A 13,184-nucleotide genomic window follows, 5' to 3' on the forward strand; every position below is an offset into this window, starting at 1 on the left:
TCTAGCGTGTGGCTAGCGCGGGTGCGGGCGCGAAGGCCAGAACGCTTCTGTCGCGCAGGCTGGCGGGTTTGCTGCCGACAGCGGGTGCGACGACGCCGGTCAGATCGCCGAATTCCTCGATGAGAGCCGGCTTGCCGATATAGTAGCCCTGGCCGATCTCGCAGGCTTCGGCGTCCAGGAACTTCAGTTCGCCGAGCGTCTCGACACCCTCCGCCAGAACCGGCAGGCCGAGCCCGCGTCCAAGTCCCAGGACGGCGCGCACGATCGCCGCGACCTGGCCGTTCTTGTCGACGGACTTGATGAATGAGCCATCGATCTTGATCTTGTCGAAGGGAAAGGCGCGAAGGTTGGAGAGCGAGGAATAGCCGGTTCCAAAATCGTCCATGGCGACGCGCACGCCTAGCGCCTTGACCTGCCGCAAGGTGGCCAATGCCCGCGGCATGTCCTTGACAAGCGCCGTCTCGGTGATCTCAAGCTCGAGCCTGCCGGGCGCCAGGCCGGAATTCAGCAAGGTTTCGTGGACCTCGCGGCTGAAATTCGTGTTGTGGAGCTGCACCGCCGAAACGTTGACGGCCACCGTCAGCGGATTTTCCCAGCGGGCGGCTTCCTCGCAGGCGGCCGTCAGCACCCATTCGCCAATCTGGCCAATGGCGCCGCTGTCTTCGGCGACCGGGATGAATATGCTCGGCGAGACGTCGCCGCGCGTCGGATGCCGCCAGCGGACCAGGGCTTCGAAGCCGACCATCTTTCCGCTGCTGATCTCTTTCTGCGGCTGGTAGACGAGGTAGAACTCCTGGCGTGCGACCGCCTGGCGCAGTTCGTGCTCCATCACGCGCTTGTCGCGGGCCTCGGCCCCCATCGAAGCTTCGAAATAGCGGTAGGTGTCCTTGCCTTCGGTCTTGGCCCGGTAGAGCGCCGTATCGGCGTGGCTTATCAGGCTGGCCTGGTTTTCGGCATCCGATGGATACAGCGCAATGCCGATGCTTGCCGACACAAGGCCGCCGCCGGCAGAAAGCCGGTTTTCCTCGCGCATGGCGGTCAGCACGGTGTTGGCGATACGGCCCGCCTCCAACGGGTCGGTCAGGTTCGGCGCGATGATGGCGAACTCATCGCCGCCCAGCCGCGCCACCATCTGTCCTTGGCGAAGAATGCCGGTAACGCAGTGCGCAACCTTCTGCAGCATGGCGTCGCCCGCGCCGTGCCCATACAGGTCGTTGACCTCCTTGAACCGGTCGAGATCGAGCAGCAGAAGCGCAAGCTGGCCGCCTTTCCTGGTCCGGCCCATCGCAGCAATTTCCGTCTCCAGCCGGCCGGAAAAGCTGCGGCGATTGGCCAGTCCGGTCAATGGATCGAAATGGGCAAGCCGCAGGATCTCCTGTTCCGCCTTCTTGCGCTCGCGAATGTCGCGGACCGCAACCACGTTGTGAGGCTTGCCACAATAGTCGATGCTCCTGGCGATCAGCTCGACAGGAATGCTCGTGCCATCGCGGCCGCTCAATTCGGCCTCCTGCGGCTGTTCGCCGAAGCCCGACATATCGGATCCGAAGAGATCGCCAAGCTGCATTCCGTTCAGCGTCGCTGTTGCGATGCCCGTCAATGTCGCCATGCTGTCATTGGCACTGATGATGCGGTGGCCGTCGCAGACGATCAGCCCCTCCACGGCGGCATTGGCCAGACCGTGCATGCGGTCTACCTCGAGCTTCTGGCGACGGAAGCGCAAATCGATCCACAGCGCCGATGCCGACAGAACCAGGATCACCAGTGTGGCGGCGGCGGCCGCAAAAGCCTGCGAGGTCGGCTCGATCGTGTATTCGGATATGACGATCGAGGGATCGGGGAAGATCGAGACGGCACCCATACCGATGAAATGCAAGGTGCAGATCGCCAGCGTCAGCAGCACCGCGCCGCCGGATGTCGCCTTCAAGGAGGGACGGCGCTGCACGACACGCAGCGCCAGCGCCGCGAGCGTTACGCCGGCCAGAAGGGAAACGGCGACAAGCAACAGGTTCCACTCGATGCGGCCCTGAACCTCGAACGCCGCCATACCGATGTAGTGCATGGCCGCGATACCGCCGCCCAGCACGGCGCCGCCGACGAGATGATAGTCGAACTCATTCCGCAAGGTGGCGATCCACATGCCGGCTGCCGTCAGAGTGACCGAAGCAGCGAGCGAAAGCACGGAAAGTGCGGGATCGTAAGCACTGGGTATGCCCGGTGTGAATGCGAGCATGGCGATGAAGTGCGTTGCCCAGATGCCGAAGCCGGTCGAAGTGGCCGCGATCATCAGCCAGGCAAGCCGGTTCCGATCGGTGGAGCGGCTTATGTGATGAAGCAGGTTGACGGCAGAGAAACAGGAAATTCCGCAGATCAGCGCGGCGAGTGCGACCAGTCTCAGATCGTGTTCGTTGACGATACAATTGTAGACCGTCAGCATTTTATTTCACCTGATCTTTGGAAATAAACAGGGCAGCAGGATTGAGTAGCGCTTTGCCGTTGAGGGATCGATAAAGTCGCCTGCAACCTTGGCGTGTCTCTTCGGGTTGCAGCGGCTGCAATCAAGGCTGCCACCCCGAAAGCTAGCTTGGCAGTTCCGACGGCAGTTCCTGGCGCTCGTCGTCTCGCTAAGCCGGCTAGCCGTGTGGCTTTCCATGCGTCCAAGCGGAGGCGAGGGTGGCGTTGGGTAAAGGGCGAAGTTCGTCGATCTGCAACAAAACCGTTGTCTGATTGTCACGAGCGACACATATTGCCTTTGCGGGAGTGCCCCCTTTCGCCAATGACAAACGGGAGATGAAACATGAAGTCCTTCGGCTTCGCGGCCGGTGTTGCCGCTACCTTTATGATGCTTTCCTCAACCTCCGCTTTTGCTGTCACGCAGATCAGTTGGTGGCACGCCATGACTGGCGCCAATGCCGAAGTTGTCGACAAGATCTCCAAAGATTTCAATGCCAGCCAGAGCGACTATGAACTTGTTCCGGTGTTCAAAGGCACGTATCCCGAGACGCTGAATGCCGGCATCGCCGCCTACCGTGCCGGCCAGGCGCCCGACATTATGCAGGTGTTCGACGTCGGCACCGGCGTGATGATGGCAGCCGAAGGCGCAATCAAGCCGGCAGCCGATGTGTTGACCAGCGCTGGAATGACCTTCGACAAGAGCCAGTATCTGCCAGGCATAGTCGGCTATTATTCGAAGCCGGACGGCACCATGCTCTCCTTCCCCTACAACTCCTCCTCGCCGATCCTTTATTACAACAAGGATATCTTCAAGAAGGCTGGTCTCGACGTCGACAGCCCGCCCAAGACCTGGAACGAGGTGTGGGAAGACGCCAAGAAGATCAAGGCGAGCGGCGCGGCCGCCTGCGGCTACACCTCGACCTGGCTGACCTGGATCCATCTGGAGAATTTCGCGGCCTGGAATGACGTGTCATGGGCCACCCAGCAGAACGGTCTGGCCGGCGGCGATGTCGAGCTCAAGATCAATGCGCCGATTTTCGTCAACCACTTCCAGGCGCTGGCGGACCTCGCCAAGGACGGCACTTTCAAATATGGCGGCCGCACCTCCGAAGCCAAGCAGATCTTCCTCGCCGGCGAATGCGGGATCATGACCGAATCCTCCGGCGGCCTTGGCGATATCGTCAAGTCCGGCATGAATTACGGCATCGGCCAATTGCCCTATGACAGCGACGCCAAGGGCGCACCGCAGAACACGACGCCGGGTGGCGCCAGCCTGTGGGTTTTCGCTGATAAATCCGACGAGGAATACAAGGGCGTCGCGGCCTTCTTCGCCTACCTGTCGAAGACCGAGGTGCAAGAATACCTGCACCAGAAGTCGGGTTATCTGCCGGTAACGCTTGCCGCCTATGAAGCGACCAAGAAGTCCGGTTTCTATGACAAGAACGTCGGTCGCGAGACCCCGATCCTGCAGATGACGGGTAAGGCGCCAACCGACAATTCCAAGGGCGTACGTCTGCCGAACCTGCCGCAGGTGCGCGATATCCAGAACGAGGAGTTCGAAAAGATGCTCGCCGGCCAGCAAACCGCGCAGCAGGCGCTCGACAATGCGGTTACGCGTGGCAATGCGGCGATCAAGGAAGCGCTGGGGAATTAGAGCGAGCGCAGGTCCTTGCTCTACGGCGCATCCACCTGTCCTGCCAGGCATCTCCCCTCGGCGAGGGGAGTTTTGCCGTCGCTTGCGATTTCGCCAACGGTCGATGAAGCCCAATCCGAAACGCTCATCAAAGCCATCTTGGCGAAGAGGGATGCCACATCGTGCCGCCCGCCTCATCACCTCGGAGTGGCTCCATGACCCCTCGCGTCGTGTTTCCCAACAAGATCCTTCCCTACCTGCTGGTGGCGCCGCAACTGGCCATCACGCTCGTGTTTTTCTACTGGCCGGCCGGTCAGGCGTTCTACCAATCCATGCTCAGGCAGGATCCGTTCGGACTGAGGACCAAGTTCGTCTGGTTCGCCAATTTCAGGAAAGTGCTTGCCGATCCGGCCTACCTGAACTCGATCAAGGTCACGGTGGTGTTTTCCCTTGCGACCGCCATCGTTGCCATGTGCGTGGCGCTCTTGCTCGCGGTCATGGCAGAGAAGGTGGTGCGCGGCAAAGGTCTCTACCGCACGCTCTTGATCTGGCCCTACGCGGTGGCGCCGGCGATCGCCGGTATGCTGTGGCTGTTCCTCTTCAACCCGTCGATCGGGTCGCTGGCCTACATGCTGAGAAGTTTCGGCATCGCCTGGGATCCACTGCTCAACGGCACCCACGCCATGATCCTGCTGGTGTCCGCCGCTGCCTGGAAGCAGATCAGCTACAATTTCCTGTTCTTCGTCGCCGGCCTGCAGGCGGTGCCGAAAGCCTTGATCGAGGCGGCGGCCATGGACGGCGCCGGCGAGACCAAGCGATTCTGGACCATCGTCTTCCCGCTGCTTGCGCCGACGACCTTCTTCCTGCTGGTCGTCAACACCGTCTATGCCCTGTTCGACACGTTCGGCATCGTCCATGCCGTCACCGGGGGCGGTCCGGGCAAGACGACTGAAACGCTGGTCTACAAGGTCTACAATGACGGCTTCGTCAATCTGATCCTCGGTGACTCGGCGGCGCAGTCGGTCATCCTGATGGTCATCGTCATCTCGCTCACGGCCATCCAGTTCCGCTATGTGGAACGCAAAGTCCATTACGGCTGAGGGCGAGCGATGATCGGCCAGTCACCGCTCCGCACCGTCATCGCCCACGCCGTGCTGATCCTCGGCATATTGATCGTTGCTTTCCCGATCTACTACACGTTCGTTGCCTCGACGCAGACGCTGCAAACGATCCTCAGGCCGCCATTGCCGCTCCTGCCCGGCGATCAGTTCTGGAACAATTACACCGAAGCGCTGTTCGGCGGTGTCGGCCGTATCGGCGGCGTCAGCGTCGGCAGGCTGCTGCTCAACACGACGATCATGGCGCTCGGCATCGCGGTGGGAAAGATCTTCATCTCGATCCTGTCGGCCTACGCGATCGTATTTTTCCGCTTTCCGCTGCGCATGACCTTCTTCTGGCTGATCTTCGTCACCTTGATGCTTCCCGTCGAGGTGCGCATCCTGCCGACCTACAAGGTGATGGTCGATCTCGGCATGATCGACACCTATGCCGGCCTGATCATCCCGCTGATCGCCTCCGCCACCGCCACATTGCTGTTTCGACAGTTTTTCATGACCATTCCAGGTGAACTGGTGGAGGCGGCGCGTGTTGATGGTGCGGGGCCGTGGCGCTTCTTCTTCGATATCCTGTTGCCGCTGTCGCGGACAAACATCGCGGCGCTGTTCGTCATCCTCTTCATTTATGGCTGGACACAGTATCTGTGGCCGTTGCTCGTCACCAACAGCAGCAACATGAACACGATCGTTATCGCGTTGAGAAAGATGGTCTCCTTCGCCGATGCCGACACGCAATGGCACCTGGTCATGGTCACAGCGATGCTGGCCATCGTGCCACCGATCCTGGTCGTGGTGCTGATGCAGCGCTGGTTCGTTCGCGGCCTGGTCGATTCCGAAAAGTGAGAAGCTGATGGCGACCGTCGATCTGAAGGATGTGAAGAAGGTCTACCCCAGCGGTTTCGAGGCCGTGAAGGGCGTTTCAATCGCAGTTCCCGACAGGCAGCTTTGCGTGCTGGTCGGCCCATCGGGCTGCGGCAAGTCCACGCTGCTCAGGATGATCGCCGGGCTCGAAACCATCTCCTCGGGAACAGTTGCGATGGACGGCAAGATCGTAAACTCAATCGGTCCGACCGAGCGGGACATCGCCATGGTGTTCCAGAACTATGCGCTCTATCCGCATATGAAAGTCTACGACAACATGGCCTATGGGCTGCGCAACCGCGGCACGCCGAAAGATGAGATCGACAGCCGGGTCCGCGCGACGGCGAAAATACTCGAACTTTCGGCGCTGCTCGACCGCCGCCCGCGCGAGCTTTCCGGCGGCCAGCGCCAGCGTGTCGCCATGGGTCGTGCCATTGTGCGCAACCCGAGGGTTTTCCTGTTCGACGAGCCGCTCTCCAATCTCGATGCCAAATTGCGTGGCCAGATGCGCGTCGAGATAAAGAACCTGCAACGCTCGCTTGGCGTCACGTCGGTCTATGTCACGCATGACCAGCTCGAGGCGATGACGTTGGCCGACATCCTCGTCGTCATGAACGGCGGACTGGTCGAGCAAATGGGGGCGCCGCTCGACATCTATGAAAGGCCGGCCTCGACCTTCGTCGCTTCCTTCATTGGCGCGCCGCCGATGAATCTCTTGGCACTGACCGAAAGCGCCTCGGGCGCGGTGCTCGCAGACGGCACGGCGATCGCTTTCGCACCTCGGGAGGCAAGAGCTGCGACCCTCGGTTTTCGGCCCGAGGATGCCGACGTCACCTTCAATGCGGAGGCGCCGCCCGGCGCCCTCGTCCTGCCGGCGCTGGTCGAGGCAGTCGAACCGGTAGGCGCCGAAAGTTTCCTTCACTGTGCGGCAGGCGGCAACCGTATCGTCGTGCGTGTCGCGGGTCGCGCCACCGCCACGGTTGGCAACCAATTGCGCGTGGTTGCCAAGGCAGAAAAGCTGCACTGGTTCGATCAGACAGGAAAGCGCGTCGGCTAATCCAAAAGATATGCCCAGAGCGTTTCACCGTTTCACGGAAACGGCGAGCTGCTCTAACTCTTTGTTTTGACGCAATTCCAGACGGAAAACCGCTTCACAGTTTCCTAGAATTGCTCCAGCATACGGTGTTCAGGCGAAGACATGCGCCTTTCCCGATACGGTCAGCCGGACGATCTCGCCGACCGCCGGCGCGTCCATGCCCGGTTTGCGCAGGACCAGCGGCGTGTTGCCGATCGCGGCCGCATCGGGCGGATCGGCATTGTTCAAGAGCCGCACCGCGACCGTGCACATCGAGCCGGCGAATTCGGATTCCGTCACTTCGCCGAACAGCATGTCCGAGGTGCCGGACATGCCCTCGCGCGACGTTCTCTTCAGCGCGATCTGCTCCGGGCGAAGCATGATACGGGCGATATCGCGGCTGTCATTGGTGTCGACCGCGATGCGGCCGAGGGGCGAGTTGGCGAATCCATCCGATATCTTGGCCGGCAGGATGATGGCGTCGCCAAGGAATTCGGCGATCATCCTGTCCTTCGGCTTGAGATAGAGCTCGCGCGGCGTGCCGATCTGCGAGAACTTGCCGTCGCGCATCACCGCGACCTGGCTGGCGAAGGACAGCGCCTCGGCCTGGTCGTGCGTCACCAGGATGGTAGTGATGCCGGCAGCTTCCAGAAGCTCGGCCACCGCCTTGCGCATCGAGGCGCGCAGGCCGGTATCGAGTGCCGAGAACGGCTCGTCGAGCAGCATCAGCCGGGGCTTCATCGCCATGGCGCGAGCCAGCGCCACGCGCTGCTGCTGGCCGCCGGAGAGCTCGTGCGGGCGGCGCTTGAGGATCGCCTTGTCCAGCCCGACGATATAGGCGAGCTCGACGATGCGCTCGGTGCGCTTGTCCTCGCCGCGACCCATGCCGAAACCGATATTGTCGCCAATGGTCAGATGCGGAAACAGGGCGCCATCCTGCGCCACCACGCCGATGCCTCGCCGATATGCCGGCACCGCAGCGCCGCCATTGGCCAATATCGTACCGTCGAGCGTGATGTGCCCCTGGTCCGGCGCCTCGAAGCCGGCAATCAGCCGCAGCAGGGTCGTCTTGCCGCAGCCGGAAGGACCGACAATCGCCGTGCGGCTGCCGCTGGCGACGTTCAGGTCGACGCCGGCAAGGGCGGCCACCGGGCCGTACTGCTTGTGCAGGCCGCCGATTTCGAGAAAGCTCATCGTCCGGCCATCCGTTTCGACTGGACATAGAGCAGCCAGGTCAAGGGCAGCGACATCGCCACCATGATGAAGGCGTAAGGTGCCGCGGAGGCATAATCAATCTCGCCGCTGTAGGACCAGAACGCCATCGCCAGCGTGCGGGTGCCGTTCGGCGCCAGCATCTGGGTGGCAGTCAGTTCGTTCATGATGCCGAGCGCCACCAGCGCCATGCCGGCCGCGGCACCCGGCGCCGACAGGCGGATCGTCGTCGACCACAGCGCCTGCAGCGGCGGGCGGCCGAGGCTGGAAGCGGCGCGTTCGAGCTCGACCGGTGCCTGCGCGATAGATGCCCGCAAGCTGACCAGCGCGCGTGGCAGGAACATCAGCGCATAGGCCACCAGGATGGTGAACAGGGTCTGGTAGAGCGGCAGCGCGATGCGCACCGTGATGGTGACCAGCGCCAGCGCTATGACAACCCCCGGCAACGAGCCGACAATGTAGTTGCAGCCCTCCAGCAGGCGCTGCAATGGCCCCGGGGCGCGGATCGAGATCCAGGCCATCGGCATGGCGGCGACGGTGGCGAGCAAGGCGCCGGCGAGCGCCAGGAACAGCGTCTGCCCAAGCGCCAGGCCGATCTCGTCCAGGCGCCAGACAGCGGCGCCGCCGGCGACAAGCCAGCCGCCGATGGTGACGAACGGCACGCCGAGCGCCAAAAGCGTGGTGACGACAAGCAAGAGCAGGCTCGGAATGGTGGCGCGCCCGAGGCTTGCGCGTTGCTGATGGCGCGCCGCACCCGAGCCGACGCGGGCATAGCGCTCCTCGCCGCGCACCAGCACTTCGAGGCCGAGCAGCACGAAGCAGCAGCTGACCAGCACGCCGGCCAGCATGTTGGCGGCCGGTCCATTGAAGGTCGATTGGAACTGGTCGACGATCGCCGTGGTGAAGGTGTCGAAGCGGATGAAGACATAGAGGCCGTACTCGGCCAGCAGATGCAGGCCGACCAGCAGTGAGCCGCCGCAGATGGCGAGCCGCAATTGCGGCAGCACGACCCGCCAGAACACGCGTCGGGGTCCAAGGCCGAGTGCGGCGGCGGCGTCCTCGAGGGCGGGATCGAGACGGCGCAATGCCGCCGACACCGGCAGATACAGGAACGGGAAATAGGCGATAACGGAAACCAGCACGCCGGCCCACAGGCCGTGCAGTCCCGGCACCATGGTGATCCAGGCGTAGCTGTGGACGAAGGCGGGGATGGCGAGCGGCGCCACGCACAGCCAGGACCAGATCCGGTCGCCCGGCAGGTCGCTGCGCTCGGTCAGCCAGGCCAGCGCAACCGACAGCACGATGGTGATCGGCACCGAGAGCGCGACCAGCAGGACAGTGTTGACCAGAAGCTCGCCGACACGCGGCCGGAAGACCAGCGCCGAGACGGTTTCCCAGCCGGTCTGCACCGCGATCCAGATGATGAAGGCGAGCGGCACCAGCGCCAGCAGCGCAACGAAGATGGCGGCGAGGACCAGCCACAGCGGTGCGCGTCGCCGGGCCCTTCGGCCTGTGCCCGAAGGCAGGCCCGAACGCGCGAGATCGACCGCGGACTGCATCAGGTCAGACGCCGTGCCGTTGCCGTCCAGCGGCAGCAATTGAAGGACCGCGATCGCGGTCGGGAACACAGCGTGTCGTCATCGACGAATGCCATCTCGAAAAACAAAATCACTCCCGCGGAAGGCGAATTCCCGCGGGAGCGTGGTCGGGTGTCCTTTTAGGACGAATGGCAACTAAAGCAAGCCGGCTGCCGTCATCAGGTCGGTGACCTTCTTGGAGTTCAGCGTCGTGGCATCGACCTTCGGCGCCTGCAGATCGGCGAGCGGCACCAGCTTCGGGTTGGAGTCCGCACCCTTGCCGACCGCGTATTCGAAGGAATCGCCTGTTTTCAGCACGTCCTGACCGCCCTTGCCGGTCAGCCATTTCAGGAACGCCTGGGCTTCCTTGGGATGCTTGCTGGAGGCCAGCACGCCGCCGCCGGAGATCGAGACGAAGGCGCCCGGATCCTGGTTCTTGAAATAGTGCAGCTCGACATTCTTGCTGTTTTCGCCGGTCTTGGCCTGATCGCCGAAGTAGTAATAGTGATAGATGACGCCGCCTTCGATCTCGCCGGCATTGACCGCCTTCATCACCGTGCTGTTGCCCTTGTAGGCGGTGAAATTGGTTTTCATCGCCTTCAGCCAGTCGGCGGTAGCGGCTTCGCCCTTGAGCTGGAGCAGGGCGCTGACGATGGCCTGGAAATCGGCGCCCGACGGGGAGGCGGCCCAGCGGCCCTTCCAACTCGGATCGGCGAGGTCAAGCATCGACTTGGGCAGCTGGTCGGCGGTCAGCTTGGTCTTGTTATAGGCAAAGACCGTGCTGCGCGCGGCGACGCCGACCCATTTGCCGCTGGCCGGCTGATAGTCCTGCGGAACCTGTGCCAACGTGTCGGCATCGACCGGCGCGAACAGGCCGGCGCTCTCGACCAGCGCCATGGCTGGTGAGTTTTCCGTCAGGAACACGTCTGCGGGTGAAGCAGTGCCCTCGGCGACGATCTGATTGGAGAAGTCGCTGTCGCCGCCATTGCGCACTGTGACCTTGATGCCCGTTTCCTTGGTGAAGCCTTCGGCCCACGCCTTGGTCAGGCTTTCGTGCTGGGCGTTATAGACAATGATGCCGGCATCCTCGGCCATCGACGGGCTGGCGATCAGCATGATTGCCAGCGCCGTGGCGCCGGCGAGGGTGGAAAGAGCATATTTCATGACATTGTCCTAAAGTTCGGGTTGGCACCGGCTCACCTACCGATACCTGACAGGCTTAGTCAACATTGGTGATCTGCTTCAATCGGTCGCTGAAGCACAAACGCTTGATATCGGGCTCACAATTCCAAGCATGAAGGGACCCGAATGGAGTGCCGAATTCAAACCGATGGTTGATCCGCGGGCCGGATGAATGGGGCGGCTTGCAGACCGTGGAAAAGCACCGAATGCCGCCTGACGACCCTGGGAAGGTCCAAGCACCAGCCTTTGGCCTGCGTGAACAAGGCCTCCAGCAGTACAGCTATTTCTAACCGGGCGACGTGTTGACCCAGACAGGCATGCAGTCCGGTGCCAAAGGCAAGGGCCGACGAAATGCCGGAACCCAAATCCAACCGGTCGCCCGCCGGAAAAACAGAGATGTCTCGATTGGCGCTCGCCAGCACGGGTACGACGGCCTGCCCGGCTTTTATGGTTGCGCCACCAAATTGCAAATCTTCCGCGGCGATGCGCGCTCCGGCATAGTGAACCGGAGCGCAAAAACGGAGCAGCTCTTCGGCTGCTGAAAACCAACTGACTTTCCCATCTTCAAGCAGCGAAAGCTGTTCTGGGAAGCGTGCAAGCGCGACCAGCGCATTGCCGAAGGTATCGACGACTGTCGCCTGCCCGGCAAAGAGCAGGAATACGATGTTTGCAATGGCATCGTCTCTCAGCCAGCGGCCAGCCTCGACTTCGGCAAGCATCTGAGCTGAAATACCGTTTGGGCGCACAGTACCGTGTTCTATCACGCAGGATACCCATGCCTCCAACCGGCGGCAGGCATCGTTTGCGTCTTCGTCTACGCCGCCGGCCCTTATTTCCAGGGCGTTGGCCATAAGCTGTGCGTCGGCGCCAATCCGCCAGGGATCGTCCATGTCGATACCAAGGATCTGTTCCAGGCCTGAAAACGATAGCGGCAGGCCTATATCACGAACCGCGTCGAACTCCGGTTTTTGTACAGCTGCCTGCGTAAGTTCCGACGCTTTGGCCGCAAGCCGGTCGAATAGCCCGTTGCTGGAGGAAAAGCTTAGCGAACCAGCCAATGGGCGGCGCAGGCGCATGTGCCGCGGCGGGTCGGACAGCAGCATGGAACGGGTCAACAGGTCCAGGGCCGGATTGGCGCTGATCTTTTGCCTGACCTCCTGATAGGCGCCCGGCGGTGCCTGCAGCAACAGCGGGTGTTTCAAGGCCTGGGAAACAAGCGCATGGCTGAACACGTAGAAGGCTTCACCGACCTCGGGATAAGGAGGTTTGCCCCAACTGGCGCCTCCCGAACTCCGACGACGGGCGAATTCGGGAAACGCATCGCTGCCATGGGCGATGGGGTCAAATAGATCAGCCTGATCTATCATCGGGCAAGATCGACAGCAAAGATAACGCGAAATCCGCCGGAACTCATGTCTTCAGGTAGAAAATCGGACGCGAGATGTAGAAATTCGCACCGGAGAACACGGTTATAGAACCGCAGTAGCGGATCCCTCGTTATGGATTCCACCGAAGGCATGACACCGGTCCGATGCCAATCGTCGATGGTCCGACGAAATTCCGGATCCGGCCGAACCTTGTCGGGCAACTCGTCCTGTGCTCCCGCGTAGGACGGGCAACGTCCGTCGCCGACCAACCAACGCGCACCGACCTGCCGTCCATACTCAGACATTTGCGACAACAGGCGGCGTGCCATGTCGGTGCCGCGGAATTCGGGTCGCACACCAAGATTGTACACGTAGAGTGACCGTGCAGGTTGGCTCCTGGCAAGCGAAGAGTAGGCGGAGAAGGTCTTGGGGAACCTTCCCGTATCGTGCGGATCTTGGCTGGTTTCCACGAAGCAGATCGCGCCGGCAACAAGGTTCTCAACCATGGCCAGGATCATTGTATGCCCGAGCGAAAGCCGGTGGTGAATTGTTTTTTCGCTGGCACCGAGTCTTCCCCAGGCCGCGGCCTCCATCGCGGCCATGCCCGGAACGTCGTCTGCCATAAGCTGTTGAAATACGATCATCTTCATCGTCGAAAGGCGGCTCGTAATTGCGATATCGAATCGATAATTTTCTGATACCAGCTGTTGA

General features: G+C 61.9%; 10 protein-coding genes. 4 read left to right on the forward strand and 6 right to left on the reverse strand.

Annotated elements, in window-relative coordinates; all coding sequences use genetic code 11:
* Position 1 precedes the first annotated feature (1 nt).
* Complete coding sequence (locus tag AC0L24_RS22010; protein WP_292679702.1) at positions 2 to 2,434, reverse strand: sensor domain-containing diguanylate cyclase; 2,433 nt, start codon at positions 2,432 to 2,434, stop codon at positions 2 to 4.
* A gap of 360 nt (positions 2,435 to 2,794) precedes the next feature.
* On the opposite strand from AC0L24_RS22010, the gene ugpB reads away from it, so the two are divergent.
* The 4 genes from ugpB (at position 2,795) to AC0L24_RS22030 (ending at position 7,117) form a co-directional block, all read left to right on the forward strand.
* Positions 2,795 to 4,105 carry a sn-glycerol-3-phosphate ABC transporter substrate-binding protein UgpB gene (ugpB, locus tag AC0L24_RS22015; protein ID WP_127395972.1) on the forward strand — a complete coding sequence of 437 codons (1,311 nt, stop codon included), beginning with the start codon at positions 2,795 to 2,797 and terminating at the stop codon, positions 4,103 to 4,105.
* 194 nt (positions 4,106 to 4,299) lie between these two features.
* On the forward strand, positions 4,300 to 5,184 hold the full coding sequence (gene ugpA / locus AC0L24_RS22020) for a sn-glycerol-3-phosphate ABC transporter permease UgpA (protein ID WP_023811118.1): 885 nt from the start codon (positions 4,300 to 4,302) through the stop codon (positions 5,182 to 5,184).
* Positions 5,185 to 5,193: 9 nt separating this feature from the next.
* The gene (gene ugpE, locus AC0L24_RS22025; protein ID WP_127809205.1) at positions 5,194 to 6,042 is read left to right on the forward strand and encodes a sn-glycerol-3-phosphate ABC transporter permease UgpE; all 849 of its coding nucleotides are present in this window, start codon (positions 5,194 to 5,196) and stop codon (positions 6,040 to 6,042) included.
* A gap of 7 nt (positions 6,043 to 6,049) precedes the next feature.
* Positions 6,050 to 7,117 carry a sn-glycerol-3-phosphate import ATP-binding protein UgpC gene (locus AC0L24_RS22030; protein WP_292679703.1) on the forward strand — a complete coding sequence of 356 codons (1,068 nt, stop codon included), beginning with the start codon at positions 6,050 to 6,052 and terminating at the stop codon, positions 7,115 to 7,117.
* Positions 7,118 to 7,246: 129 nt separating this feature from the next.
* Here the strand turns inward: AC0L24_RS22030 and AC0L24_RS22035 are convergent, their stop codons facing one another.
* The 5 genes from AC0L24_RS22035 to AC0L24_RS22055 all read right to left on the reverse strand — a co-directional run bounded on the left by AC0L24_RS22035 (position 7,247) and on the right by AC0L24_RS22055 (position 13,123).
* Positions 7,247 to 8,329: an ABC transporter ATP-binding protein gene (locus AC0L24_RS22035; RefSeq protein WP_127268506.1), complete on the reverse strand. Its 1,083-nt coding sequence runs from the start codon at positions 8,327 to 8,329 to the stop codon at positions 7,247 to 7,249.
* The gene (locus tag AC0L24_RS22040) at positions 8,326 to 9,906 is read right to left on the reverse strand and encodes an ABC transporter permease (RefSeq protein ID WP_164873943.1); all 1,581 of its coding nucleotides are present in this window, start codon (positions 9,904 to 9,906) and stop codon (positions 8,326 to 8,328) included. Before AC0L24_RS22040 ends, AC0L24_RS22035 begins: the two co-directional genes overlap by 4 nt.
* A 174-nt stretch (positions 9,907 to 10,080) precedes the next feature.
* A complete protein-coding gene (locus AC0L24_RS22045; RefSeq protein WP_127268508.1) occupies positions 10,081 to 11,088 on the reverse strand; it encodes an iron ABC transporter substrate-binding protein in 1,008 nt (335 codons plus the stop codon).
* A 158-nt stretch (positions 11,089 to 11,246) separates the two neighbouring features.
* Positions 11,247 to 12,473, reverse strand: coding sequence for a cytochrome P450 (locus tag AC0L24_RS22050; RefSeq protein ID WP_292679704.1), 1,227 nt, complete (start codon positions 12,471 to 12,473; stop codon positions 11,247 to 11,249).
* Complete coding sequence (locus tag AC0L24_RS22055) at positions 12,470 to 13,123, reverse strand: GNAT family N-acetyltransferase (protein WP_292633832.1); 654 nt, start codon at positions 13,121 to 13,123, stop codon at positions 12,470 to 12,472. Before AC0L24_RS22055 ends, AC0L24_RS22050 begins: the two co-directional genes overlap by 4 nt.
* Between the last annotated feature and the right edge of the window lie 61 nt (positions 13,124 to 13,184).

The sequence above is a fragment of the Mesorhizobium sp. WSM4809 genome (assembly GCF_055811655.1).